Source organism: Micromonospora sp. NPDC020750 (genome assembly GCF_044334565.1).
Taxonomy (GTDB): Bacteria; Actinomycetota; Actinomycetes; order Mycobacteriales; family Micromonosporaceae; genus Micromonospora.
In genome coordinates, this window is the sequence record NZ_JBIRTH010000005.1 from 474,368 (window position 1) to 498,857 (window position 24,490).

16 protein-coding genes are annotated in these 24,490 nt (G+C 71.7%); 7 read left to right on the forward strand and 9 right to left on the reverse strand.

Annotation, left to right across the window (positions count from 1 at the left end):
- Window positions 1-72 precede the first annotated feature (72 nt).
- Window positions 73-1,632 (forward strand): acyl-CoA carboxylase subunit beta, encoded by a 1,560-nt coding sequence (locus ACH4T9_RS18530; protein WP_396672553.1) that lies wholly within the window; start codon window positions 73-75, stop codon window positions 1,630-1,632.
- 26 nt (window positions 1,633-1,658) lie between these two features.
- Here ACH4T9_RS18530 and ACH4T9_RS18535 read toward each other — a convergent pair whose 3' ends face one another.
- Entirely contained in the window at window positions 1,659-4,493 is a 2,835-nt protein-coding gene (locus ACH4T9_RS18535) for an AAA family ATPase (RefSeq protein ID WP_396672214.1), read from the reverse strand.
- A gap of 267 nt (window positions 4,494-4,760) precedes the next feature.
- Here ACH4T9_RS18535 and ACH4T9_RS18540 point away from each other — a divergent pair, with 267 nt between their 5' ends.
- From ACH4T9_RS18540 to ACH4T9_RS18560, 5 genes are all read left to right on the forward strand, one after another.
- On the forward strand, window positions 4,761-5,843 hold the full coding sequence (locus ACH4T9_RS18540; protein WP_396672213.1) for a ferritin-like domain-containing protein: 1,083 nt from the start codon (window positions 4,761-4,763) through the stop codon (window positions 5,841-5,843).
- Window positions 5,844-5,880: 37 nt separating this feature from the next.
- Complete coding sequence (locus ACH4T9_RS18545; protein WP_396672212.1) at window positions 5,881-7,440, forward strand: AMP-binding protein; 1,560 nt, start codon at window positions 5,881-5,883, stop codon at window positions 7,438-7,440.
- On the forward strand, window positions 7,437-8,699 hold the full coding sequence (locus tag ACH4T9_RS18550; protein WP_396672211.1) for an MFS transporter: 1,263 nt from the start codon (window positions 7,437-7,439) through the stop codon (window positions 8,697-8,699). The genes ACH4T9_RS18545 and ACH4T9_RS18550 overlap by 4 nt, the downstream gene beginning before the upstream one ends.
- Window positions 8,700-8,835: 136 nt before the next feature.
- Window positions 8,836-9,792: a GNAT family N-acetyltransferase gene (locus tag ACH4T9_RS18555; RefSeq protein WP_396672210.1), complete on the forward strand. Its 957-nt coding sequence runs from the start codon at window positions 8,836-8,838 to the stop codon at window positions 9,790-9,792.
- Between the two features lie 180 nt (window positions 9,793-9,972).
- Window positions 9,973-11,634: a BTAD domain-containing putative transcriptional regulator gene (locus ACH4T9_RS18560; protein WP_396672209.1), complete on the forward strand. Its 1,662-nt coding sequence runs from the start codon at window positions 9,973-9,975 to the stop codon at window positions 11,632-11,634.
- Here ACH4T9_RS18560 and ACH4T9_RS18565 read toward each other — a convergent pair.
- The 7 genes from ACH4T9_RS18565 to ACH4T9_RS18595 form a co-directional block, all read right to left on the reverse strand.
- On the reverse strand, window positions 11,604-12,338 hold the full coding sequence (locus ACH4T9_RS18565; protein WP_396672208.1) for a LuxR C-terminal-related transcriptional regulator: 735 nt from the start codon (window positions 12,336-12,338) through the stop codon (window positions 11,604-11,606). The two genes, ACH4T9_RS18560 and ACH4T9_RS18565, sit on opposite strands and share 31 nt — an antisense overlap.
- Window positions 12,335-13,609, reverse strand: a complete 1,275-nt coding sequence (locus ACH4T9_RS18570; protein ID WP_396672207.1) for an acetyl-CoA carboxylase biotin carboxylase subunit family protein — start codon at window positions 13,607-13,609, stop codon at window positions 12,335-12,337. Before ACH4T9_RS18570 ends, ACH4T9_RS18565 begins: the two co-directional genes overlap by 4 nt.
- Window positions 13,609-15,165, reverse strand: coding sequence for a condensation domain-containing protein (locus ACH4T9_RS18575; RefSeq protein ID WP_396672206.1), 1,557 nt, complete (start codon window positions 15,163-15,165; stop codon window positions 13,609-13,611). The genes ACH4T9_RS18570 and ACH4T9_RS18575 overlap by 1 nt, the downstream gene beginning before the upstream one ends.
- Window positions 15,162-16,415 carry a cytochrome P450 gene (locus ACH4T9_RS18580; RefSeq protein ID WP_396672205.1) on the reverse strand — a complete coding sequence of 418 codons (1,254 nt, stop codon included), beginning with the start codon at window positions 16,413-16,415 and terminating at the stop codon, window positions 15,162-15,164. Before ACH4T9_RS18580 ends, ACH4T9_RS18575 begins: the two co-directional genes overlap by 4 nt.
- Window positions 16,412-18,151 carry a non-ribosomal peptide synthetase gene (locus ACH4T9_RS18585; RefSeq protein WP_396672204.1) on the reverse strand — a complete coding sequence of 580 codons (1,740 nt, stop codon included), beginning with the start codon at window positions 18,149-18,151 and terminating at the stop codon, window positions 16,412-16,414. Before ACH4T9_RS18585 ends, ACH4T9_RS18580 begins: the two co-directional genes overlap by 4 nt.
- Window positions 18,148-18,885 carry a thioesterase II family protein gene (locus ACH4T9_RS18590; RefSeq protein WP_396672203.1) on the reverse strand — a complete coding sequence of 246 codons (738 nt, stop codon included), beginning with the start codon at window positions 18,883-18,885 and terminating at the stop codon, window positions 18,148-18,150. The genes ACH4T9_RS18585 and ACH4T9_RS18590 overlap by 4 nt, the downstream gene beginning before the upstream one ends.
- 91 nt (window positions 18,886-18,976) lie before the next feature.
- Window positions 18,977-19,792, reverse strand: coding sequence for a thioesterase II family protein (locus tag ACH4T9_RS18595; protein WP_396672202.1), 816 nt, complete (start codon window positions 19,790-19,792; stop codon window positions 18,977-18,979).
- Window positions 19,793-20,179: 387 nt separating this feature from the next.
- On the opposite strand from ACH4T9_RS18595, the gene ACH4T9_RS18600 reads away from it, so the two are divergent.
- On the forward strand, window positions 20,180-23,344 hold the full coding sequence (locus ACH4T9_RS18600; protein WP_396672201.1) for an amino acid adenylation domain-containing protein: 3,165 nt from the start codon (window positions 20,180-20,182) through the stop codon (window positions 23,342-23,344).
- A gap of 55 nt (window positions 23,345-23,399) precedes the next feature.
- Here the strand turns inward: ACH4T9_RS18600 and ACH4T9_RS18605 are convergent, their stop codons facing one another.
- Complete coding sequence (locus ACH4T9_RS18605) at window positions 23,400-24,488, reverse strand: serine/threonine protein phosphatase (protein ID WP_396672200.1); 1,089 nt, start codon at window positions 24,486-24,488, stop codon at window positions 23,400-23,402.
- Between the last annotated feature and the right edge of the window lie 2 nt (window positions 24,489-24,490).

Sequence of the window (24,490 nt, forward strand, 5' to 3'; positions counted from 1 at the left end):
GTGGCGCCGGACCGGGCCGACAGCCGGCCCGACGGCACCACCGCCCCGCCCGTCCTCGGCACCGCCGGAAAGGTGGCCGCCCCGACCACCGCCGAGAAGCTGGCCGAGCTGCGCCGCCGCCGCGCCGAGGCGGAGCAGCCCGGCTCGGCCCGGGCGGCCCGCCGGCTGGCCGTCAGGGGCCGGATGACCGCGCGGGAGCGGATCCTGGCCCTGCTCGACCCCGACTCGTTCGTCGAGACCGACCGGCTGGCCCGTCGGGAGGTCGGGGGGTACGCCGGGCCACAGCCCCCCGGGGACGGTGTCGTCACCGGTTACGGCACCGTCGACGGTCGGCAGGTGTGCGTCTACGCGCACGACGCGACCCACCGGGGCGGCAGCGCGGGAGCGGTCTTCGGCGCCAAGGTGAGCAAGATACTCGACCACGCCCTGCGCGTCGGCTGCCCGGTGGTCGGCATCAACGACTCCAGCGGTGCCCGGGTGGAGGAGGGGGTGCTGGCCCTCGCCGCGTACGGCGAGGTGGCCCGGCGCATGGTGACCGCATCCGGGGTGATCCCGCAGATCTCCCTCATCATGGGTGTCTGCGCGGGCGGCGCCGTCTACACCCCGGCGTTCACCGACTTCGTGGTCATGGTGGAGAACACCTCGCACATGTTCGTCACCGGCCCGGACGTCATCCGGACGGTGACCGGGGAACGGGTGGGGATGGAGGCCCTCGGCGGTGCCACGGTGCACGCCACCCGCAGCGGGAACGCCCACTACGCCGCCGCGAGCGAGGCCGAGGCCATCGACTACGTCCGGGACCTGCTGTCCTACCTGCCGGCCAACAACCTCGACGCGGCCCCGGCCTGGCCGCCGGCGTCCCCACTGGAGCCCGCCGCCGCCGACGGGGAACTCGACACGCTCGTACCCGACCGGGCCACCACCCCGTTCGACATGCACGAGGTGATCCGGCGGATCGTCGACGACGGCGACCTGCTGGCGGTGCAGCCCAACTTCGCCCCCAACATCATTTGCGGCTTCGCCCGGATCGAAGGCGGCACGGTGGGGGTGGTCGCCAACCAGTCGCTGCACCTGGCCGGTGCCATCGACATCGACGCCGCGGAGAAGGCCGCACGGTTCGTCCGGTTCTGCGACTCGTTCAACATCCCCGTGCTCACCCTGGTCGACGTCCCCGGATATCTGCCCGGTACCGCCCAGGAGCACCAGGGCATCATCCGCCGGGGGGCGAAACTCGCGTTCGCCTACATCGAGGCGACGGTGCCGAAGATCACCATCGTGGTACGGCGGGCCTTCGGTGGCGGGTACGCGGTGATGGGCTCCCGGGAATTGGGCGCCGACCTGTGCTTCGCCTGGCCCACCGCACAGATCGGCGTGATGGGCGCGGCGGGCGGTGTCGCCCTGCTGCACCACCAGGCCCTCACCCGGGCCGACGATCCGGCGCTGCTCCGCCAGGTCCTCGTCCAGGAGTACGAGAACCAGCTGCTCACGCCCTACCGGGCAGCCGAACACGGCTGCGTCGACGACCTGATCCTGCCGTCGGAGACCCGAACCACGGTCGTCCGCGCCCTGCGTGCCCTGAGCAACAAGCGGGTCATCCCGCCGCCCAAGAAGCACGGCAACATCCCCCTGTGATCTGCCGCCGACGGCGACGGCCACCGTCAGGTCGCCGCCGCCTCCCCGGCCGGCACCGCGGCACCGACCGGACGCCCCTTCGCCCCGATGAGACGGGCGACCACCGCCCGGGATGACACACCCAGCTTGGCGAAGATGTTCGACAGGTGCATCTCCACCGTCTTCTCGGTCACGAACAGTTCCTGCGCCACCCGCCGGTTCGTCAGGCCCTGGCTCACCAGCACGGCGACCTGCCCCTCCCGACGCGTGAGCAAATTGAGGCCGGCCGCCTCCTCACGGTCGTCCGGGCCTGCCCGACGCGATGAACGCGCCGCGAGTCGACGCCGTTCCACCACGGCCTGTCGGGCCAGCCGGTGCGCGCCCCATCCCTCGAACGCGGCCTGGACCGCCTTGATCTCCCGGTAGCTGTCGTCGACCTGGCCGAGCGCGGCCAGCGGGCCGACAGCCACCATCCGGGCCCTGGCGGCATCCACCACCATGCCGGCGGAGGCCAGTTCGCGTGCCGCCACCTGCGCGGTGGCCACCGCCCGCGCCGGGTCCTCGGCGGCCAGCACCTGCGCCCGGGCGAGCAGGGCCAGACCGGTGTGGCCCGGCAGGTCGAGCACCGCGGCGACGGCGGCGGCGCGGTCGGCCCAGTGCGCCGCCAGCTCGGCCCGCCCCGCGACCAGCTCCGCCCGCGTCATCGCCTCGCACCAGCTGGCCTGCGAGCACAGGTCGGAAGCGGGCAGGCCGTCGTCACCGGGCCGGGTCCGGGCCAGGTACCCGGCCACGTTCCCGCCGGCCAGCCCGATCTCCACCAGCAGCCGGCGGACCAGCAGCGCGTACGGGCCCTCGGGCAGCACCGGCAGGGCATCCACGTCCGGGTCGGCCTCCGTGGTGGGTCGTATCTGGCTGTCCAGCCAGGCCAGCAGGGTGCGGGCCACGGCGATCTCGCGGTCTCCGCCGACCGCGGTGGCCACCTCCACCGCCCGCTGCGCACACTCCTGCGCCTGGAACAACCTGCCTCTGGCCTGCATCGTCACCACCAGGGCCGCGTAGAGCCGGGTGAGCAGCAGCAGTTGCCCGCCCTGTTGGGCGCCGGCGACCGCCCGGTCCAGGTGGCGGAGCGCGTCGTCGAAGCGTTCGTGCAGTATCTCGGCCTCGATCACCCAGGCGGCGGCCCGCAGGCTGCGAACGAACTCGCCGTCGAGCATCGCGTCGAGCAGGTCGACCGCCTGGTCCAGCCGCTGGCGCGCGGCTGGCATGTCCAACGCGGCGGTGTCCGCCACCGCCAGCAGGGCGAGCGTGGTGGCCTCCGCCGAACGGACCCGGTGGCGATGGGCTGCGGCGTACGCCACGGCGGCCATCTCGCGGGCGGCGTCGGCGTGACCGGCGGCCAGTTCCAGACAGGCCAGTTCGAACATGAGCATGGCCCGGCCGATGCTCTGGGTGGCGGGCAGCGCGGCCAGCTCCGCCCGGGCCAGCGCACCCGCCTCGGCACGTCGGGACAGCGACAGCTCCACCATGATGCAAAGGGCGACCGCGTGCGCACGGCGGGTCGTCGGTCGACGTTGCAACAGCCGCAGCGCCTCGTGCAGCGCGTCCCGGCTCGCCAGCAGCTTGCCGACGGCGGCGGTCAGTTGAGCGAGGCGGACCAGCAGCGCCACGCGCCGCTGGTCGTGGTCGGGCTGGTGTGGCAGCAGCCGCAGGGCCACGCGCAGCCAGTACGCCGCGGTGACCGGCGCGTGGTGCTGCACCGCCATGGCGGCCCGGTGCAGCGTCGACACCGCGGTCAGGTCACCGGGACGGGCGATGCGGGCGACATGCGGGGCCAGCGCCTGGGGCGGGGCACCACGCCGGCACAGCGCAGCCGCCGCCCGGTCGTGCGCGGCCAACTGCCAGCCCGGGCTGACCGCGTCGTAGACCGCCCGCCACAGCACAGCATGCCGGAAGCCGATCAGCCGGCCACCGGCGACCCGACGGACGACGTCCAGTTCGGCCAGTTCGTCCAGCGCTCGATGCACCTCGGCGTCCCGGCACTGGCCGATCTGCGCGACCAGCGCCGGCTCGAACACCTCTCCCGCCACCGCCGCCGCGTCGAGGACGATGCGGCTCAGCGGGGAGGCAGCCTCCAGCTCCCCGACCAGCCTCATCCGCAGCGCGGCGGGCAGCTCGCCGACGACCACCGACGCGGTGCTGCACAACCCGGTGGCGGCGGCGGCCAGCGCGTGCAGGTGCAACGGGTTGCCACCGCTGTGCCGGTAGACGGCGGACTGCCACGGCGCGCCGCACTGCGACCCGAGCAAGGTCTGTGCGTCCTGCTCGCTGATCAGCCCGAGCGGTATCTCCCGCACCCACTCGTCGCCCGGCGCGCCGACCAGGGCGGTGTGCAGGCGTACCGGGGCCTGCCGGGGCCGATAGGCCAGCACGACCAGTAGCGGCACCGGTGACGGGGAGCGCACGAGCTGGTTCAGCAGTGCGATGGTCGTCTCATCGGCCCAGTGCATGTCGTCGGCGAGGACGACCAGGGTGTTGGCGTCCGTGTCACCGGCCCGGTTTACGAGGTCGCGCACCAGGTGGCTGGGCGCGGTGGCACCCGACGCCTCGCCCGCGGCGGTCTGTCGGTTGGCGCAGCGGTCGCAGTCGACCAACGCGTCGAGCAGCGGGGCCAGGGGTTGTGACCGCTGGCCCCGGGTGGCCGAGCTGGACACCACCCGGGCGCCCTGGCGACGGGCCAGCTCACCGAACTCGCCGAGCAACCGGGTTTTCCCGATGCCGGGATCGCCGGTGACCGCCACAACCCGGACTCCGGCTCGACCGGTCGTCTCCAGGACGCTCCGCAGGGCCGCCAGTTCGGTGTCCCGGCCCACGAACGGGGTCATCAGCACCACTGCCCCGACGTGGGCCCGCCGCCGCCAGGTGTCCGTCGAGCCCAGGAACCGGCCATTCTAGATCGACTCCCGTCTTCCAGATGATCGATCATCCGCAATGGAGATTAGCAGGGTTGGATTGGTTTGCGGGCCGTTATCGACACCAGAGTCACGCCACGCACGCCCATGCACGTGCTTGATCCTAGGGAACTCCCCAGTGCCCGACAAACAGCCACAAGTCCATAATCTACGGTAGCCATGCATGAGATGGAGGCGTCATTGAGCAGACGGCTGTACGCCCTCCCTGTCGACCAGACGGGCTGGCATATCAAGGCGGGAAACACCACCGTATTCGACTGGGACTACGACGACAGCCGGGACAAACTGCTCAGCCTCTATGAAAAGGGCAAACAGCGGCAGTGGAACGCAGCGGAACGACTCGACTGGACCATCGAAATCGATCATGATGATCCGATGGGCATACCGGAGGAATCGGTCGCCATCTACGGGTCGCGCACGTGGCAATCACTCAATAGCAGAGAAAAGGCCAACGTCCGACTACACATGAACTCGTGGCAATTCTCCCAGTTTCTGCACGGCGAACAGGGCGCCCTCATCTGCTCCGCCAAGATCGTGCAGACCGTGCCGGACATCGACTCCAAGTTCTACGCCGCCACCCAGGTGGTGGACGAGGCCCGCCACGTCGAGGTGTACTCCCGCTACCTGCGAGAGAAGATCGGCTTCGCCTACCCCATCAACCCGCACTTCAAGGCCCTGCTCGACGACATCATCTCCGACTCCCGCTGGGACATGACCTACCTCGGCATGCAGGTCCTCATCGAGGGCCTTGCCCTGGCCGCGTTCGGGCAGATCCGCGACTACTCCAAGGAACCCCTCGCGCAGGCGCTCAACGCCTACGTCATGCAGGACGAGGCACGGCACGTGGCATTCGGTCGCCTGGCCCTGCGCGACTACTACCCCGAGCTGACCCAGGCCGAGCGCGACGAGCGCGAGGAGTTCTGCATCGAGGCCTGCCACATGCTCCAGCAGCGCTTCGTCGGCGAGGAGGTCTGGACCGCACTCGACCTGGACGCCGCCGAGTGCGTGGCCTTCATGCGCGAGTCCGAGCACTACCAGTACTTCCGATCCAAGCTGTTCTCCCGGATCGTGCCGACGCTCAAGGACATCGGCCTGTTCGGCCCGAAACTCCAGCGGGCCTTCCGCGACATGGGCGTGCTCAGCTACCAGGACGCCGACCTCGACCGGCTGATGGCCGAGGACGAGACCGTCGCCGACGAGGTCGACCGGCTGCGCCGGGAGCAGGTCGCGCAGGCGATCCGGTTCGGCGCAGATTCGTCCTGACTCCCACCGAGCGGCCGGCCCGAGAGGAGATCGCCCCGTGCGCACCCCCGCTGAGTCCACCAACTACGTCCCGCAGGCGTTGGCGCTGTTCGAGAAGCACGGTCAGACCGAGGCGATCGTGCACCAGGACCGCCGGCTGACCTACGCCGACCTGCGGGAAGGCGTCCAGCACCTGGCCGAGGCCCTGCGCGGGCAGGGAATCGGTGCGGGCCACGCGGTGGCGGTGGTTGCCAACAACCACCCCGACGTGGTCATGCTGCACTTCGCGCTGCACCTGCTGGGCTGCCGGTCCGTCTGGGTGGCCCGCGCACCCCTGGAGCACCAGCTCGGCTTCCTCCGCCAGGCCCGCCCGGACGCCCTGGTGTACGACCCCCGCACCCACGCCGAGGCCGGCGTCGAACTGGCCCGCCGGGCCGCTGCCCCGGCCGTGTTCAGCCTCGGCCCCGGCGCCCTCGGCACCGACCTGTGGCGGGCACCCCGCACCGCGGTGGACCCGGCCGACGCCACGGGCGAGCCGGCGTCGGTGTTCCAGACCAGCGGCACCACCGGACGCCCCAAGCTGGTCCACCACCGCAACCTGCTGTTCCAGACGATCCTGGAACTCGCCACCCGGTGGGCGGGAGAGGGCCGTCCGACCCGCCACCTCTACTACGGTGTCTTCTGGCACGTCAGCTCCCAACTAGGCGTCATGGGCATGCTGTTCGCCGGTGGGACGCAGGTGATGTGCGACTCCTTCGACGCGGCGCGGTTCTTCACCCTGATCGAGCAGGAGCGCATCACCAGCACGAACGCCGCCTCGCCCCGCCTGTACGAGATGCTGGACTGCCCGCTGCTCGGCCGGACCGACCTGAGCAGCCTGGAGATGATCACCCTGGGCGGCTCGACCGTCGCCCCGGCCCGGCTGACCCAGGCACTCGAACGCTTCGGGCCCATCGTGCGCGTCGCCTACGGGATGAGCGAGGCCCCCCTGATCACCGAACTCAACGGCGACGAGCACGACCCGAGCCGGCCTCACCTGCTGCGCTCCTGCGGACGCGCCTACGGCGACGTGCGCATCGCCGTCCGGGACGACGCCGGGCGGGACCTGCCGCCCGGACAGCACGGTCACGTGTGGATCTCCGGTTCGCTGGTCATGGCCGGTTACTGGGGCCAGCCGGAGCTGACCGCCGGAACACTGGTCGACGGCTGGCTGCGCACCGGGGACACCGGACATCTCGACGAGGACGGCTACCTCTACCTGGTGGGGCGCGACCAGGAGCTGATCGTCACCGGCCCCGGCGCGGTCAACGTCTACCCGGGGCCGATCGAGGACGTCCTGACCGCCCACCCCGACGTCCACGACGCGGCCGTCACCGCCGTACCGGACGACGCCTATGGTGAGGCGGCGTACGCCTTCGTCGTGCCCGTACCGGGCGCCACCGTCACCCCCGAAGAGCTCCGCGACCTGGTCACCGAGCGACTCGACACCAACTGGACGCCCCGCGACGTGGAGTTCGTCGACGCGTTGCCCACGATCGGCTACGGGAAGGTCGACAAACGCGCACTTCGTGACCGCTATCTCGCCCGTACCGGCACGGCAGTCGGTCCACCGGAGTGACGGGGCCCACCCGGTCCCGGGTCGCCCTCGTCGGGCTGCTCACCGCCGGAACGATCTCCGACACCGGCACCCGGGTGTCCACGGTGACCCTGCCCTGGCTGGTCCTGGTCACCACCGGCAGTCCCACCCGGATGGGCCTGGTCGTCGCGGCCGAGATGCTGCCCTACGTGCTGACCAGCGCGCTGGGCCCGCCGCTGGTGGACCGGCTCGGCGCCCGCCGGGTCTCCGTCACGGCCGACCTGGCCAGCGCCGCGGGCATGGTGCTGCTGGCCAGCGTCTACCATCTCGGGTTCGCCACGCTACTCGGCCTGGTCGCCGTCATCGGTGTCCTCCGCGGTCTCGGGGACAACGCCAAGCGGGCGATGGCGCACGCCACCATCGCAGCCGCGGGCGCGTCCATGGCCCGGGTCAGCGCCATCGACGACGGCCTGCACCGGACGAGCATCCTCGTCGGCGCTCCGGCCGCCGGTGTGATCATCGCCTGGTTCGGCATCACCCAGGCCATCCTGATCGACGCGGCGTCCTTCGCCGTGGCCGCGGCCGTCGTGACGGCGCTGATCCCGGCGTCCATCGGGCGGCCCACGCACACCGCCGGGGCGGACCGGGAGCCGTACCTCAAGGCGCTCGGCATCGGGCTGCGTCACCTGCGCCAGGACCAGGTCGCCGTCGGGATCTTCGCGGTGATGTTCACCATCAACCTGTTCAACCAGGCCAGCGTCGCCGTCTACATCCCCGTCTGGGTCGACCGGGTGCTCGGCAACCCGGCCGCGCTCGGCGCGGTCAGCGCCGCGCTCGCCCTCGGCGCGATCGTCGGCAACATCGGCTTCACCTTCGCCGCCAACCGGCTGCCCCGGTACCTCACCTTCACGATCGGGCTGCTCGTCGGTGGGGCCCCGCGCTTCCTGGCCATGGCGTTCAGCCACGACCTGCTGGTGGTGATCGCCATCACCTTCGTCTGCGGCGTGGCGCTGTCCTCCGTCAATCCGATCATCGCCGCCACCATCCTGGAACGCACTCCCCCACCGTTGCAGGCCCGGATGTTCGGCCTCGCCACCGCGGTCTCCTGGGCCAGCATCCCGATCGGCGGCGTACTCGGCGGCTGGGCCGCGTCCACGCTGGGGTTGACCACCGCGATCGCCCTGAGTGGACTGTTGTACCTGCTGGTGGCGCTCACCCTGGTGCTGCGTCCCGCCCGCTGGCGCCGCCTGGACGAACCACCGCCCACCACGGCGACCACCGCCGAACCGGCCCGGACGTGACCACCCCAGCGGCGCTGTGGCCGCCACCGAGCCCGCCGACCCCGACGCCCCACGTCGGCAGCCTCGGCGACGTCCAACGGTCCACGTCCCCCCGCTCCACCCGTGACCGGTCAGCACTGCGGAAGGCGCCAACGACATGCACGTTCGAGACGACTACGGGCTCACCATCGCCGAAGCGGACGCGCAACAGGCACTCGCCGCACACCGCGCCGGTGACCTGCCCCCGGTCGCACTCATCCGGGTTCCCGCCCCGCCCCGGGACGCCTGGGCGGACCTCGCCCGGGCCGGATTCGTCCGCAAGCCGAGTTGGCTGAGCTGGCGGGCACCCACGCCACGCTCGGTCGACGACTACGCCGCCCGGCTCGCCCGCAAGGCCCGCCAGGACCTCCGCCGGGCCATCGACCGGGCAGCCGGCGCTGACGTGCACATCGAGGTGCACCAGACGCTCAGCGGCGACCAACTCGACCCGTTCCTCGCCCTGTACGAGAACCGGGTCAACGGTATGCGTTTCGGCTTCTCGTTCGCCGGCTCGATGCGCGCCGGCATGATCGACAATCCGAGGACCTTCGGCGTGTTCGCCTACGAGAAGGGCAAACTGGTCGGCGGCTGCCTGTGCCGGGAGTACCCGGAGGACAACTCGGTGTGGCTGCTGTTCTCCGCCGTCGAGTCCCGCTGGCGGGAGCACAGCCTCGCCCGGGTGATCTACCTGCACGCCTTCGAGGAGACCGGCAGGCGCGGCTGTCCCGAGGTGACCATGGGCAACGACCCCAACCTGTACGGGCACGTCGCCAAACCCGGCCTGTTCCTGTTCAAGACCCGCCTCGGCTTCGAGCCGGTACCCGCCAAACCCATCGGCCGGGCCCCGGCCGGCGACTGCGCCGACCTGCTGCTCTCCGTCGGGGCGCTGACCACACCCGTGGTCGTGCTGGGCTATGCCGATGACGACTCCCACGATGCCGTCAGCGCGCCCCGACTGACCGCCCGCGTCTACGGTGCCGGGCCGGAGGTCGACATCGGCCGGTACACCACCCGCACCGTCCGCACGGCCAGCCGCGTCGAGCTGCCGGCGCCGATGGCCCCTACCAGCGTCTGAGCCCCGAGTCGCAGTCCTGCTTCACCGTCGTACCCACCGGCCGCTGCGGACCTGACCTGCCCAGGGCACCTGAGCCGCACAGCCCCCGATCGTGAGGGTGGAAATGGTCTGTTCGCTCGTCTGCGCCTGCTCAACCGCCGAGGCGGCGCACGTGCCCCGTCGTCGGCTCCGGATGTCCGCATGAACACGGACCTCACCCAGGGAAGATCAATGCCCGACCAGCAGACCCCGCCAGCAGCGACGAGGATCTCCGTGCTCGGGCCGTTGCGCGTCGAGCACCTCAATCGCACCGTGCCACTCGGGCCGAAGGTCTCCGGCCTGCTGTCGGCGCTGGTGCTCCGCGTCGGCCGGCCGGCCGACGCGCGCCAGCTCGTCGACCTGCTGTGGGGTAAGTCCGCCTCGGCGGCAGCCGAGACGACCCTCCGCAGTCACGTCTCGCACCTGCGCCAGAAGCTGGAGCTCCCGCCCGGGCAGGACGGTTCGGCGGCCATCGTGCGGACGGTGGGTACGCCGGCCAGCAGGGGCTACCTGCTGGAGCTGGAACGGGACAGCATCGACGCACACGTCTTCGAGAACGCGGTGGTCGACGGCAACCGGTTGCTGCGGACCGGCGGTACCGCCGAGGCGCGGCAGGCGGCGAAGCTGCTCCGGGACGGACTGGCGCTGTGGCGCGGCACCGCGTTCGCGGACATCGCCCACTGGTGGGGCGCCACGGCCGAGATCAATCGCCTGGACGCCCTGCGCCGCTCCGCGATGCAGATCCGCGCCGAGGCGCTTGTCGAGATCGGCAGCTACGTCGAGGCCACGGGGGAACTCGCCGGCATGATCGCCGTTGATCCGTACAACGAGAAGGTTCGTCGCCTGCTGGCGCTGGCGCTCTATGCCGACCAGCGGGTGGACGAGGCGGCCGAGGTCTGCCGAGAGGGACTGACCCTGCTGGCGTGCCGTGGTCTCGACGCACCCGACCTGCATGACCTCCAGCGGAGGATCCTGCGGAGGACGGTTCCGGTCGAGGCCCGTCCGGCCGTCCCCCGGCTGCTGCCGCCGGCACCGCCGATCTTCGTCGGTCGGGCCGCCGAGCTGGAGACGGGCACCCGGCTGCTGGACGGCGCGGGCTGGCGTCCGAAGACGCTCGTCCTCAGCGGCCCGGCGGGCATCGGCAAGAGCACCTTCGCCGTCCACCTGGCGCACCGGCTCGCCGACCACCTGCCGGGCGGGCAACTCTACGTTGACCTGCGCGGATTCGACGCCCTCTGTCCGCCGCTGTCCGTTCCGGAGGTGATCCGGAGCGTCCTGCTGGCCCTGGGCGTGCCGCCGGACCGCCTGCCCGTCAGCGTGGACGGCCAGTTGGCGCTGTACCGCAGCCTGCTCGTCGACCGCCGGATGCTGATCGTGTTCGACAACGTGGCGGACGCCCACCAGGTACGGCCGTTGCTGCCCGCAGCGGCGGGCTGCCCGGTCATCGTGACCAGTCGGAGCAGGCTCACCAGCCTGGTGGCGACCGGCACGGCCCTGCCACTCTCACTCGGCCCGTTGTCCGATGTCGAGGCGCGGGAGCTGCTCGAACGGCGCCTGGGCGTCGATCGGACCGCCGCCGAGCCGGCGGCGGTGACCGACCTCGTCGACTACTGCGGCGGCAACCCGCTGACCCTGGCGGTGACCGCCGCCCAGGCGGCCAACTTCCCGGGGCTGCGACTGGCGGAGCTGGCCGCCGAACTGCGGGTGCCCGACACCCGAGTCGACGCCCGGTCCACGGTCGAGGCCGCCCCCGGCGTACCCGGCGCCGGCCACCTCGTGGCGGCCCCCCGGGATCAGCTCGTGACGGCCTCCTGGGCACCGTAGGTCGCCGGGGCACCGAGGACGTCCCGCACCATGAGCACGGCCTCCAGCCGGTTGCGGGCACCGAGCTTGGCGAGCGCGTGCGAGACGTGGCTCTTGACGGTGGCCATCGACACCCCGCAGAGTTCCGCCGTCTCGGCGGTGGTCAGTCCCTCACCGAGCCGGCAGAGCACCTCGCGTTCCCGGGCGGTCAACTTCTGCACGGCGTCCTGGGACCGTCGGTCCGTCGCAGCCGGGTTGACGTAGAGGTTCAGCAGGGCCGGGGAGAGCACCCGGTTCCTGCCGGTGACCGCCTGCACACTGCCGGCCACACCACCGAGGTCGGCCTCCTTCACCAGGCAGCCGGCCGCGCCGGCCGACACCGCCGCGTCGAGACTGCGCCGGGACCAGTCCAGGCACAGGAGAACGACCCTGATCCGTCGGGCGGTCAACTGCCGGATCGCACCGACCATCGGTTCCCCGTGGCTGGATCCGAGGACCGCCACGTCGACGCGTTGCAGGGGCCAGTCCGCCAAGGGGCGGCGGCTGTCCACCTCCGCCACGACGTCGAGCTGGTTGTTGCCGTTGAGCACGTCGTGCAGTAGCTGACGCCAGAGCGGGTCGTGGTCCGCGACCAGGACACGGGTCCTCAGGTGGGGGCGGGTCTCGCCACCGTCGGACGTCGACCGCGGCCGGAACTGGTGCGTCGAGCCCTGGATCACCGTCATCTCGGCACCTCTGTCTGCAGGTCGGCTGCGCTCGATCGCCGTGCTCCGTCGCGGAACCGAAACTCGTAACGGATCCGCCGCTGTGCCTCACCGAGCAGCGCGGCCAGGTCGGCATGCCGGTCACAACGGCCCCAGAGCAGGTCGAGGTGCCGGGTCATCACGTCGGCGTCGAGGACGTCACCCACTCGTGCGTACGCCCGGAACCCGTCGATGCCGTCGAGGCGGCGGACCTCGGCCGCGCCGCCGATCGAGAGGAGTTCGCAGGGCTCGACCGGGGCCAGGGTGTGGTACTGGAAGTGAACCTGGCCCGGCTGGTCGACCGGGGGTGCGGTCACCGGTTGACCCAGTGCCAACTGCCCGGCGAGGCGGACCACGTCGAAGCCCGCGCAGTGCCGGGCCAGGGCGTTGATGTGACCGCCCAGGCGACCGTTCACCTCGATGATCCGGGGCCCGCGCCCGGTCAGCTTGATCTCGGTTTGGGTCAGACCGGGGCCCAGGTCGAGCGCGGTGAGGGCACGCGTGGTGAGGTCGAGAATCTCCTGTCGCTCCGCGTCGGTCACCGCCGCCGGCCAGAACTGCCCCACCTCCCGGAAGGGCGGTGCCAGCGGCAGTTTCCCGGTGACGGCGAGGTGCCGCAGTCCGTGCGGCCCGTGGTAGCTCTCCACCGACACGAAGTCGCTGTACGGTCCGTCGGACCGACCCACCAGCAGCTCCTCCACCACGACGGTGGCCGCCCGGCCGGCGGGCAGGAGCGGGGCGAGTACCCGGTGTGCCGCCGCGTCGTCGGTGACCACGTACGTGTTGCGGCTGCCCTGGCCGTACACGGGCTTGACCACGGCGGGCAGGCCGACGTGCTCCCGGGCAGCGGCCCACTCGTCGATCGAGGAGATCGGGCGGCTCCGGACGTCGTCGACGCCCCGCAGGCGCAACCGCTCGCGTTGTCGCACCTTGCTGGTCAGCATCTCGGTCGTGGCGATCGGATGGAAGGGCAGTCCGAGCGCATCGGCCAGCCACGCCGTGACCGGCAGCATCGGCTCGGAGAAGGTCAGCACCGCCGCCGGGTTGAGCCGCCGCACCGCCGCCAGATCCGCCTCGCGGTCGACGGTCAACGGTACGACGTCGCCCAGCCGGCGCAGCACCTCCCCGGTCCGGCGGGTGTGGTCGCTCGGGTTGACCAGGAACGCCACCGGGCCGAGTGCCCCCAGCCCGACGGCGATCTCCGCGGCCGACGCGGCGCCGCGGTCGTACACGACCACCAGCGGGGCGGCCATCAGTCGGGCATCCCCGCCACCGAGCGCAGCGCACTGCGGTACAGCTCCAGGTACGTCGTCGCCTGCGCCTTGTCGAACAGGTCGGGGTCGTAGGCGACCGCGACGGCGGTGCCGAAGTCACGAGAGTTGATCATGAAGTCGACCATGAACGGGAAGCTGGCCTTGTCGAACGCCCACCACGCGCCGGGGCGGATCGCGGTCAACTGACCCAACTGGTCGTACACGTGGAAGTGGGTGAAGTTGAACGCCACGTCGAACGGTGGCCGGCCCAGCCGCTGCTCGATCATCGCCAACGGGTACCGGCGGTGCCGCATCCCCCGCTGCTCGGCGGAGAGGGCGCTGCGGCACAGCTCCCCCTGCTCCGCCGGCACGACCGGGACACGAATGGGCACCGTGTTGAGGAACAACCCGACGAGCAGGTCGGCACCGGCGGTCTCCGGCCGTCCGTTGACCGTCAGTCCGGTCACCACGTCGCGGTCACGCCCGGTCCAGGTGCTCAGGGCCCGGACGTGGCAGCCGAGGACCAGACTCTTCAGGGGAACGCCGATGGTCCCGGCGGCGGCCCGGAGGCCGTCCAGCAGGGTTTCCCCCACCTCGAAGCTGATCGTCTCGCGGGGGTCGGCCGCACCGCCGAACCGCCCCCGGTCGAGCAGGAGCCCGGGAACGTCCGCCTCGGTGTGCCAGTAGTCGGCGGCCTCCTGGTTGTCGATCGCCTCCCGTTCCAGCCGGAGGAACTCCCGTTGGCCGGACTCCGGCGGCAGCGGCAGGCCGGCCGGGCGGCCGGTGAGTCTCGCGTCGTACAGCGCGAGCAGTTCGTAGCAGAGTCGCGCGTAGCTCCAGCCGTCGAGGATCGCGTGGTGGATCGTGAGGGTGAGGTGGAAGCGGTCCTGGAGCGCCACCACGTGGCAGCGGACGACCGGCGGGCGCCCCCAGTCGAGGGCCTGGGACAACTGCGTCTCGCGCCAACGGGCGACCGGTTCGGCCGTGGTGGCGTACTCGACGGCCAGCGGTGGGTCCACCGAGGACCACAGCAGTTGCGCGGGGACGCTGTATCCGCCCAGGTCGAAGGAGGAGCGCAACGCCTGGTGACGGTCACACAGCTCGGCGAGCGCGGCGGTGAACAGCGACTCGTCGAACGGCCCGGTCACCTCGACACCGACGAGATCCTGGTAGAGACGGGGATCACCCGACGCCTCGCTCAGGTAGATGATCCCCACCTGCAGGGCGGAGGCGGGCCAGGCGTCGCGTACCCCCGCCGGCATCAACGCCTGGTCATAGGGATCCAGGAGACCGAACGGCCGGTGCTGACGCCCCCCCTCGCCAGGTTCGGCACGTCCCTGGCGGCCGGCCACCGCCGCCACCAGCTCGCTGACCGTCGGAAAGAACAGCAGGTCGCGCAGCTCGATCGGGATTCCCCGCGCGTTGGCGTCCGCGACCACCCGCAGGGCGATGAGCGAATCCCCGCCGAGGGCGTAGAAGTCGTCATCGGGACCGACCGGCTGGTCACCGAGGTGCCGTCGCCAGATCTTCACCATGGCCTGCGTCGCGTCGCTCATTCGTCGGACTCCCTCGGGGATGCGGTGCGCCGCCGGGTCAGCACTGGCAGATGTGTGATGCCGGCGATGAAGTTCGATGCCAGGTGCTCCACCGGCCCGTTGAGCTCGATCCGGTCGAACGCCCGGAACAACTCGGTGAAGAAGACGGCCAGCGTCACCCGCGCCAGCGGTGCCCCGAGGCAGTAGTGCGGGCCGAATCCGAAGGCGATGTGCCGGTTGTCCGGGCGGGTGATGTCGAACCGGTAGGGATCGGTGAAGGTTTCCGCGTCCCGGTTCGCCGACCCGATCCAGACCGCGACCGCCTCGCCCCGGCGTACCAGGCCGCCGCTGAGTTCCACGTCCTGCTGGGCGTGCCGCAGGAAGCTGTTGGCCGGCGACGTCCACCGCAGGCCCTCCTCCACCAGGCCGGTCACCGCCTCGGGCGCGGCGACCGACTGCGCCGGATGTTCGATCAACGCGAGGACGGTCCCGGTGACGGCGTGCGGGGTGGTGGCGTTCGCGCCGAGCAGCAGGCTGTAACAGTTGTAGATGACCTCTTCGGTGGTCAGCGGCCGGCCACCGGCCAGCATGCTGGTCAGGTGCCCGATCAGATCGTCCCGCCGCGGGCACCGGTCGTCGCGCAACTGACCAGCGAAGTAGTCGAACAGGCCGTGGTGGGCGATGGCCAGGGTGGCGGCCGGGTGCCGCACCCTCAGCCCGGGGTCTTCCGGTGCGGCGGCCATCGCCGTCCACCGGGTCAGCTCGGCCCAGTCCGGTTCGGGGATTCCCATGAGCATTCCGGCGACCGCCATCGGCAACTGCGCGACGCACTCGGCGAGGTCCCACTCCGTACGGTCGAGCACGGGGCGCAGAACCCGGCGGACCGCCCGTACGACGCCTGGTTCGAGGTCCCGTACCGCCCGGGCACTCAGCACGCGGTTGAGCGGGGTGCGCAGTTCGGTGTGCCGGGGCGGGTCCGTCGACACCAGCATCAGCCCGGCCGCCGAGTCGCCGTGGCCCAACTGCTGCAGGAGGCTGCCCCGCTCCGAGGTGAACCCGCGGTGGTCGCCCAGCACCCGGCAGGCGTCCCGGTACCTGGTGACCGACAGGAAGGTCCGGCCGTCCGGCAGGTCCTGCCGGTGCAGCGGATGCCGGGCCCGCATCTCGGCCCACACCGGGTGCGGGTCACCGGTCGCGTAGAAGTCGGGGGCGAACAGGTCGACGTCCCCCACCGGCACGGTCAGGGCTGCCACGGCGTTGGGGATCCTCACCGGAGCTCCCGGTGGGCCGCCTGCACGGTGCGGGCCAGTCCGGCCGGCGTCGGGTCGGTGTAGAAGGCCAGCGGGGACACCTCGACACCGTGCGCCTGCCGGAGTTCCGTGAGGATCTGCACCCCGAGCAGCGAGTGGCCGCCGAGTTCGAAGAAGTCGTCGTCGGCGCCGATGCCGTCCAGGCCCATGAGATCCTCCCAGAGCTGGGTGATGGTCAGCTCCAGCTCCGTACCCGGTTTGCGGTGGTCGGCGCTCACCTCGGGCCGGCTGTGCGACTCCCGGCTGGCCAGCTCGGTGCGGTCGACCTTGCCGTTCGCCGTCAACGGCAGCACGTCCAGCCTGGTCACCCGGGCGGGGACGGCATACGACGGCAGTACCGCGGTCAGCCGTCGGCGCAGGTCCAGCACGGATGCGGTCCCGGTGAGGAAGGCCGCGAGGCGTCGGCCCCCGCGGGCGTCGTCCTGCACCACGACCGCCGCACCCGTCACGCCCGGCACGCCGACCGCCACCGCCTCGACCTCGGCCGGCTCGACCCGGAAGCCCCGGATCTTGACCTGCCGGTCCCGCCGGCCGACGAACTCCAGGTGCTCGGCGGTACGCCGGACCAGGTCGCCGGTGCGGTACATGCGCGCACCCGGGGTGGCGGCGAAGGGGTCGGCGGAGAAGCGGGCCGCGGTGAGGGCCGGGTCACCGAGGTAGCCGTGGGCGATCCCCGACCCGCCGACGTACAGCTCCCCGACCTGACCGTCGTCCACCGGCCCGAGCCGGTCGTCCAGGACGTACGCGGTGGTGCCGCGGATCGGCCGCCCGATCGGGACGGTGCTGCCGGTGACCAGGGAGCTCATCCGGTGGCAGGTACTGAAGGTGGTGTTCTCCGTCGGCCCGTACCCGTTGATCAGAACGGTGTCGGGCAGCGCGGTCACGGCGCGGTTCACGTGCGCTACGGAGAGCACGTCCCCACCGGCCAGCAGGTGCCGCAGTCCGCGCAGGTGGTCGAGGCCGACCTCGACCACCCGGTGGAACAGGCCGGCGGTGAGCCACAGCACCGTGGCACCGTGCTCCGCGACGAAGGCGCACAGCTCCTCCGGCGAGAGGTCGACCGGCGGCGGGACGACGAGGCAGGCCCCGTTGAGCAGCGGGGCCCACACCTCCAGCGTGGAGGCGTCGAACGCCAGCGGCGCGTACTGGACGAACACGTCGTCGGGGCGTACCGGCAGGAAGTCGCTGTCCACCACCAGGCGGACGACAGCCCGGTGCGGTACGCACACTCCCTTGGGCAGGCCGGTGGACCCCGAGGTGTAGGCGAGGTAGGCGAGGTGGGCGGGACCGGACTGGCCGGCGGCGAACCCGGCCGGTCCGTCGTCCCCGGTGTCCTCGACCGGCAGGGCCCGGCACCCGGCCGGCAGGTCCGACAACCCGGACGACGTGGTGAGGACCAGTTCGACGGCCGCGTCCCGGAGGATGGCGGCACGGCGCTCCGGCGGGTAGCGGTCATCGAGCGCGACGTACGCGGCGCCGCAGCGGAGGATCGCCAGCAGACCGACCACGGTCGCGGCGGACCGGGGCAGGTGCACTCCCACCACCGTCCCCGGTACCGCGCCCGCCTGCCGCAGCCGGCGGGCGAACCGGTCGACGCGCCGGTGCAGCTCGGCGTAGGTCAGTTCACCGTCCCAGGCCCGTACCGCCGTCCGGGCGGGGTGCCGTGCGGCGACCTGCCGGAACATCTCGTCCATCATCGCGGGGCACGCTCCTGTAGTTGCGCCGACAGCAGGGCGAGCAGCGGCTCGGGTGCGGTCAGGAACTCGTAGTGGCCCCCCGCGAGGACGTCGAACCGCACGTCGTCGCCGTAGTGCTCCCAGCCGCGTAGTTCGGCCTCGGTCACCTCCGGGTCGTCGGCCCAGCGCAGCACCGTGACGGACATCGGCACCGGCGCCGGCTCGTCGAGCCGGTAGTGGCGGTTGGCCTCGAGGTCCTCGCGCAGTACCGCCAGGCTGAGGGCCAGCATCGCGGGATCCGGCTGTCCGCCGCGCCGCACCGCGAGACCGGCCAGCTCGTCGAGGAGTTCCTCGTCGGTGAGGGCCAGGAACCGGTCGTGCGGACAGTGGTGGGGGGCGACCTGGGCCGAGACCACGAGCCCGGCCGGCAACGCCAGCCGGTCGGCGGGCAGGCGACGAGCCGTCTCGTACGCCGGCAGTGCGCCGGCGCAGTGTCCGAAGAAGACGAACGGCCGGTCCAGCAGCGGCAGCAGTTGCTCGGCCAACACGTCCGCCAGCTGCGCGTAGCTCCGGTAGTGCGGCTCCCGGATGCGGTTCTCCCGACCGGGCAACTGCACCAGACACACTTCGACCCCGTCGATCCAACGGGGCCACCGGTTGAACATCGACGCACCCATACCCGAGTACGGGAAGCAGAAGATGCGGCCGACGGACTCGTCGGACGGGTCGCGTAGCAGCCAGCGGTTGCGCTTCACGACCCGGCCTCCCGTGCCGGGCCGGCCGGCTGCGGGTCGGCCCGGTTCGTCTCGACGTGGCCCCGGCCGTCCGGCCGGTCGAACGGATCCGTCATCTTTCTTCTCCCTGCGTCGCGTGCATCGGTGCCGAACCGTTCCGGCGCAGCAGGGGCAACTGCCGTTGGACGAGTTCGCCGAGTTCCGCGGCCCGGTCGCGGTAGTAGAAGTGGTCGCCGGGCAGCAGGGCGATCGTCGCCGGCCCGACGGTCAGGTCCGCCCAGCCGCGCAGGTGCTCGGGGGTGATGTCCGGGTCGGCGTCGCCACCGACGACCAACATCGGGCAACGGAGCGGTTGTGGCGACCCGACGTGCCGTGCGGCCAGTAGCGTGTCGGAGCGGATCGTCTGGATCGCGAGACGCAGCATCTCCGGGTTGTCGAGCAGTTCGTCGGTCATGACGTTCTCGTGGCGGAGCAGGGCGGCCCACTGCCCGACGTCGCGCGACTCGATCTCGTCGGCGCGCAGCGTCGTGACCGCCGTCGGCTGGGCCGACGAGATCACCACCAGCTCGATGTGGCGGCCGGAGCGCGTGAGCCGGTGCGCCAGCTCGAAGCAGAGCAGTCCGCCCAGGCTGTGCCCGAGCAGCACCAGGTCGCCGGCGGCGTGCCGGTCGATCTCCACCGCCATCTGGTCGGCCAGGTCGTGCAGGCTGGCCGTGGCCGGCTCACCGATCCGGGGCCCCCGCCCCGGATACTGCAGGACGAGGGTCTCGTCGGCGGCAACCGCCACGTGCCGCAGCAGGTCGTACACGGAGTAGGCGCTGCCGCCGCCGTACGGGGCCACCACGATGGTCCGGGTGGCCCGACCGGCGGGCCTGCCCGCACCGCTGCGGTACCGCCACAGCCCTCGCGTCATCGGCTCCAGCGCCATCCGGCACACCCACTTTCCTCAATGGGTCTCGGCCCAGTGAAGCACCCGGGTGTGGAACCACTGTGGAACCGGCGTGGAAGGCGGAGCCGGTCGCCGGTCCCCCGGCGGCGTCGGACGAGTCGGAAACGCCGACCAGGCTCGGTCCGGACCCGTCCGGCCGGGCGCACCGCGTACCCGGGTACGGCCCGGTCCTTTCGGCGCCGTGGGACCGTCCGCCTTTGGTGGAGGCCGAGTGCACTCGTTCCACCATCGGTTGAAGACAGGGCCGCCCCATCAACGACATGATCTGGGGAACTCGCCTGGCCGCGGTTGACCGGTACGCGGCTGCGCCGGGCCGCATCGACCCTGCCGAGCAGGTGCTTCCGTCGCCGCGAGTGAGGGATGAGCATGACACCGACCGAATCGAGCCGTGGCGTCGGCGTCGGCGCCGACACCCTACTGGCCGGCTTCGCCCACTCCGTGCGTCGTCATCCCGACCGGACGGCCGTCGTCTCGGACGAGCGGGTGCTCACGTACGCCGAGCTGGACGAACTCGCCGGGGCCGTCGCCGCCGAGATCCAGGCCCGGACCGGCGGACCCGGTGCCCGCATCGGCATCTACCTGCCCCGTTCCGCCGATCTGGTGCTGGCGGCTCTCGCCGTGATCAAGGCGGGCCATTCGTACATCCCGCTTGATCCGGGCAACCCCCGGGCCCGGCTGGAGCGCATTCTCGACGTGGCCGAACCCGCCCTGGTCATCACCACCGGCGACCTGGCGCACGGCCTGCCACCGGAGACCGCGGTGCTCCGGCTGCACCACACCCGGCCACCGGGCCTGCGCTACTCGGTGCCGTCGGTGGACGTCTCCACCTGCGCGTACATCATCTTCACCTCCGGAACGACCGGTGAGCCCAAAGGCGTACGCATATCGCACGGCAACGTCCTGCACCTGTTCCGGTCGACGGATTCCCTCTTCGCGTTCGACGAGCACGACGTGTGGTCGATGTTCCACTCCTTCGCGTTCGACTTCGCCGTCTGGGAGATGTGGGGGCCGTTGCTCCACGGCGGGTGCGTGGTCGTCGTACCGGAGCACGTCGCCCAGGACCCGGCCGCCTTCCGACGATTGTTGCGGGACCGGCGGGTGACGGTGTTGAGCCAGACGCCGACCGCCTTCTACCAGCTTGTCACCGAGGAGCAGAGGCACGACGACCGGTTGCCGGTGCGTCGGGTCGTGTTCGGTGGCGAGGCGCTGCGCTTCGCCACCCTGGCACCGTGGATCGCCAAGTACGGCGACGAGGCAATCGAGCTGATCAACATGTACGGCATCACCGAGACGACCGTGCACGCCTCCTACCGCCGGATCCGCGAAGCCGACCTGCGCCAGAGCGCGAGCCTCATCGGCGTCCCGCTGCCGAACTCCTTCATCCGGCTGGTCGACGACCAGCTCGATCCGGTGCGACCGGGGCAGGTGGGTGAGATCGTCGTCGCCGGGCCGGGGGTCGGGCTCGGCTACCATGCCCGGCCCGACCTGACCCGGCAGCGGTTCCTCGACCTGACCGACGACGACGGGCAGTCGGTCCGTGGCTACCGGTCCGGTGACCTCGCCCGGCTCCGACCGGACGGCGACCTCGAGTACCTGGGCCGAGCCGACAGCCAGGTCAAGATCCGCGGGTTCCGGATCGAACTCGGCGAGGTCGAAGCGGCACTCGTCCGACAGCCGGCGGTCCGCGCCGCCGCGGTGGCCGTCCGGACCCTCCCGACCGGGGACGAGGCACTCGTCGGATACGTCGTGCCCACCGAAGACGGCGTGCCGGACCAGCGCCGGCTCCACGACGATCTGTCGCTCGTCCTGCCCGGGCACATGGTGCCGGCGACCTTCGTGGTGCTGGACGCGCTGCCCCTCACCGGCAACGGGAAGCTCGACCGGGCGATGCTGCCCGATCCGGTCCTCGCCGCCGACGCCGGCCGCGCTCCACGGTCGCTGCCGGAGGAACTGCTCTGTCAACTCTTCGCCCAGGCCCTCGGCCGCCCGACGGTGGCCCCGGACGACAACTTCTTCGTGCTGGGCGGACACTCGCTGTCCGCCGTCCGCCTGACCAGCCGGATCAGGGCGGTCCTCGGCCTGGAGGTGAGCATCCAGGAACTGTTCGAGTCGCCCACCGTCGCCGCGCTCACCCCGAGGATCACCGCCACGACCGACCGCCCCCCGTTGACCCGGTGTGCCCACGGTGACGAGGTGCCCCTGTCGCCCGCGCAGCGGCATCACTGGTCGCTGCACCAGGAAACCGGAGCCACGCCGGCCGACCAGGTGTCGTCCGCGCTCCACCTGACCGGCCGGGTCGACGTGGCCGCGCTCGACGCCGCGCTCACCGATGTCATGCGCCGGCACGCCGTGCTCCGCACCCGGTTCTCGGAACACCACGGGACACCCGTCCAGCGGATCGTCGGCCCTGAGTCGATCCAGCCGCCGCTGGTCGTCGAGCCGGTGGACGCGGAGAAGCTGGCCGAGTCCGTCACGGCCGTCACCCGGGAGCCCTTCGACCTCCGGCAGGACCCGGCCGTACGGGCCAGGCTGTTCCTCGTGGACGAGAACCGGTCGGTGCTGGTGCTGGTGCTGCATCCCATCGCCGCGGACGAGTGGTCGCTGCCTCCCCTGCTGCGCGATCTGGCCGAGGCGTACGGTGCCCGGCTCGCCGGTCGCCCGCCGCGCTGGCAGCCGATGCCGGTGCGGTACGCCGACCACGTCGTGTGGCAGCGGGACCTGCTGGGCGACGCCGACGATCCGGACAGCGTCGCGGGGCGGCAGTTGGCCTTCTGGAAGGGTTACCTGAGCGGCATACCGGACGAACTCGCGCTGCCGGCCGACCGGCCGCGACCGACCGATCCGCGGTCCCGCGTCGGCCTGGTACCGGTCGACATCGATGCCGACCTGCATGTCGGGCTCGCCAAGCTGGCCGACGCGAGCGGCACGACCGTCGACATGGTGCTGAAGGCGGCACTGGCCGCGCTGCTCACCGGGCACGGCGCGGGCACCGACCTGCCGCTCGCCGTCCCTGTCCCCGGACGGACCGAGGCCGCCCTGGAACGGCTCGTCGGGCTCCTCGGCAACACGCTGGTGACGCGGGTCGACACCGCCGGGGACCCGACCTTCGCGGAGCTGCTGGTCCGGGTACGTACCGCAGACCTCGCCGCGTACGCGCACCAGGATCTGCCCTTCGCACGGCTGGCCGAGCGACTCGACCCGGTGCGCTCGACCGGCCGGCACCCGCTGGCCCAGGTCATGGTGGGCACCCGGCCCACGGTCGCGCCCGACTTCGCCATGCCCGGGCTCGGCGTGGCGGTGGAGTCGATCGGCGACGACAGCGCGGCGTTCGACCTGTCGTACCGGTTCGAGAAGCGGCGCGACGCCGACGGCCAACCGCAGGGGGTGTGCGGCACCCTGGAGTACCGCGTCGACCGGTTCCGCCGGCAGACCGTGACACGCCTCGCGGCGGGCCTGGGACACCGGTTGGAGCAGGTGGTCGCCAACCCCGCCGTCCGGCTGAGCCAGCTCGACGACCCCGAGGCCGAGTAACGCTCTGCCGGGTTGCTCCGGTGTGTCGCTTGTGGGGCTGTCCGGCGGTGTCCGGCTATCCCCAGTGGCCGGGATACTCGGCGTGGATGTCGCCGTCGAACAGCCGCCAGCAGAAGTCGGTCATCCGCGCCGCAGCGGGGGCGTGCCGGGCAAGGATTCCCGCCACGGCCGCCGGCACGCCCTGCGGAATGTCGCCGCTCGCGCACCGGCGCACGTACCTGTCGCGGGCAGAAGGACCGCCGCTGACCGGCGCCGGCACCCCGCACACCGTGGTGACCAGCCAGTTCACCAGCCGCATCGCCGCGTAGTCGGCATCGTGGCCGACGTGCTGCGCGACAAAGCGGCGCTCGGCGTTCGACAGGTCGAACCGAGGCGAGGTGGCCAGCCCGAAATCGACGAGGTGGATCCGATCACCGTCGGCCCGCATGTTGCGGAAGTGTCCGTCCATATGCAGCAGCTCGCGGCTACGCAGGAACGCCACGACCTCGAACAACTGCCGCTCGAACGTCTCGGCCCTGCCGACCGGGTCGTCCAACCAGTCGAGCAACGGATGGGGGACGTACTCGAGAAACAGCACGAGGCTGGAGGCCGCGCCGGCCAGTTCCTCGAAGCGGGCGCGCACGGCCGGGTCGCCGCCGAACTGGGCGACAACGGCGTCGATGTCACGGTGCTCGGACGCGACAGGTGGACGGCCGGGTAGCACCCGCCAGTGGTACAGCAGCGGGAAAGACTCCGTCTCACCGGCGAGGACTCCCGCTGTGACGATCATGTTCGCGGCCAGCTCGCGCCAAGCGCCGAAGCCCGGACCGGCGAGGCGGTACATGCCGTACTGGCAGAAGGGCGGCAGGTCGAACAGGTTCGCCGTGCTGTGCGGATGGGCCAGCTCCCGGTCGGTGATCGGGATCCGCTTGGCGAACACCGGCACGCCGTCGACGTCGAGCACCGAGGAGTCGCCGCCCACGCCCACGGCGCTGGTGGGCGTGGCGTGGAGGAGCGCCGCCACGTCGTCGTCATCGCAGCCGGCGAGCGAGGCCGAAACGAGATCGTGGCGGAAACGTCGGGCGGTGAGCATCGCACCCATCATGCCAGCGGGTGGTGCCCCCGACGCTTCGCCTTGGCCTCGACACCGTTCAGGCACCGCCACGA

Coding starts and splice junctions, on each gene's coding strand:
- ACH4T9_RS18560 (WP_396672209.1), top strand. CDS start 9,973: ATGAACACGGACCTCACCCAGGGAAGATCAATGCCCGACCAGCAGACC.
- ACH4T9_RS18570 (WP_396672207.1), bottom strand. CDS start 13,609: ATGGCCGCCCCGCTGGTGGTCGTGTACGACCGCGGCGCCGCGTCGGCC.
- ACH4T9_RS18595 (WP_396672202.1), bottom strand. CDS start 19,792: ATGGCGCTGGAGCCGATGACGCGAGGGCTGTGGCGGTACCGCAGCGGT.
- ACH4T9_RS18555 (WP_396672210.1), top strand. CDS start 8,836: ATGCACGTTCGAGACGACTACGGGCTCACCATCGCCGAAGCGGACGCG.
- ACH4T9_RS18535 (WP_396672214.1), bottom strand. CDS start 4,493: ATGACCCCGTTCGTGGGCCGGGACACCGAACTGGCGGCCCTGCGGAGC.
- ACH4T9_RS18600 (WP_396672201.1), top strand. CDS start 20,180: ATGACACCGACCGAATCGAGCCGTGGCGTCGGCGTCGGCGCCGACACC.
- ACH4T9_RS18575 (WP_396672206.1), bottom strand. CDS start 15,165: ATGAGCGACGCGACGCAGGCCATGGTGAAGATCTGGCGACGGCACCTC.
- ACH4T9_RS18565 (WP_396672208.1), bottom strand. CDS start 12,338: ATGACGGTGATCCAGGGCTCGACGCACCAGTTCCGGCCGCGGTCGACG.
- ACH4T9_RS18585 (WP_396672204.1), bottom strand. CDS start 18,151: ATGATGGACGAGATGTTCCGGCAGGTCGCCGCACGGCACCCCGCCCGG.